The organism is Komagataeibacter sp. FXV3 (assembly GCF_015155755.1).
In the GTDB taxonomy this organism is placed as follows: Bacteria; Pseudomonadota; Alphaproteobacteria; order Acetobacterales; family Acetobacteraceae; genus Komagataeibacter.
The window spans coordinates 1-1,676 of sequence record NZ_VWPI01000004.1; the positions used below are offsets into that span (position 1 = coordinate 1).

Annotated in this window: 2 pseudogenes; both read left to right on the forward strand. The window is 54.1% G+C overall.

The window, feature by feature from the left end:
- Positions 1 to 190 precede the first annotated feature (190 nt).
- A pseudogene (locus F1542_RS00440) lies at positions 191 to 680 on the forward strand (transposase); the annotation flags it as partial.
- A gap of 104 nt (positions 681 to 784) precedes the next feature.
- A pseudogene (locus tag F1542_RS00445) lies at positions 785 to 1,590 on the forward strand (IS5 family transposase).
- The last annotated feature ends 86 nt before the right edge of the window (positions 1,591 to 1,676 follow it).

A 1,676-nucleotide genomic window follows, 5' to 3' on the forward strand; every position in this document is an offset into this window, starting at 1 on the left:
GGACCCGGATCGGCAACCTGATCGGTCTTGCGGCGACCATTGCCCTGCCTTCCGTCGTGCTGATGATGATTTTCGGACAGACACGCATATTTTTCACCATGGCGCGTGATGGCCTGCTGCCCGACAGTTTTGCCCGGTAATTCCCCCATAAAAAGAGTGACTTTTGAATGAGAATTTTCTCAGCGTAAGAATGAAGAATGATCGCTTTACTGATGCCCAGATCATGGATGTGATCCGCCAGGCTGAGGGCGGCGTCTCGGTTCTTGACCTGTGCCGAAAGCATGGGATCAGCAATGCCATATTTTACCGGTGGCGCGCGAAATATGGCGGCATGGATGCTTCGATGATCAGTCAGATGAAGGCTCTGGAAGAGGAGAACCGTCGGCTGAAGCGCATGTATGCGGATCTGGGCATGCAGACGAATATCCTGAAGGAAGCCCTTGGAAAAAAATGAAGCGGCCAGCCGGGCGCCGGGAACTGGCCGTACAGGCTGTGGCGCATCGTGGGGTCAGCATTGCGCTAGCCCGTCGGATTTTTGGGATATCCGAGACCTGCTTTCGCTATCGTCCGCGACTGGCAGAGGACAACGACAGGATTGCCGATCTTCTGGTGGGACTGACCAAACTCACAGGAAATGGGGATTTGGTCTGTGTTTTCTGTATCTGCGCAATGTGCAGGGACAGTCCTAACACTAGGGCGTGTCGTCAGTTAGCATCTGGCGCTATGAGGCTTGTACTCCCGTTTGATCTGTGATGTTTTCTCTCTGTTTTCAGGCAGAGAATGAATGCGACGATATGGCCTGAGTGACAGCCAGTGGGAACGGATAAAAGATCTTCTTCCGGGTCGTGAAGGTCATGTCGGTGGAACGGCTGCGGATAACCGCCTGTTTGTGGAAGCCGTGCTGCATCGTTACCGTGCTGGCATTCCCTGGCGTGATCTGCCTGCCCGGTTTGGTGACTGGAAGAACGTGCACCGGCGGTTGCGTCGCTGGTGCGAAGGCGGCGTGATCGAACGGATTTTCCGGCATCTGGCTACTGACCATGACAACGAATACATGATGATCGACAGCACGATTGTTCGTGCTCACCAGCATCGTGCGAGCGCCCGTAAAAAAGGGGCGCGGATCAGGCCATCGGCCGATCCCGTGGCGGACTGACCAACAAAATTCATGCTATTGTCAATGCTGCGGGAAAAGTTGTGGCTCTTTCCCTGACACCCGGACAAAGGGCGGACATCACTGAAGCAAAACCCCTGCTGGATGAAGTTGATCCCGAGGCCCTCATCACCGACAAGGCTTATGACGCCGATCCCCTCATCGAAAAGCTTGAAGCGCGGGGGATCACACCGGTTATCCCTTCAAGGAAAAACCGACGCAATCCACGGAAAATCCTGTTCTCGCTTTATAAAAAATGAAACATTATTGAACGCTTCTTCGCCAGTCTGAAGCAGTTCAGAGGCATTGCCACACGCTATGACAAGCTGAAATCAACCTTCCTCGCAGCAGCGCAACTCGTCTCCGTTGTCATCGGAGCTAACTGGCAACACGCCCTAGCACTACTTTGGCAGAATGTGTTGCGAGGTCTGGAGTAGAAGGTTTCCACAGTGGGGGCATTGCCCGATGGGTGGTCGCAGGATGCGATCAAGAATGGCCTGTCGTATTGCTGGCAGACTGGGCT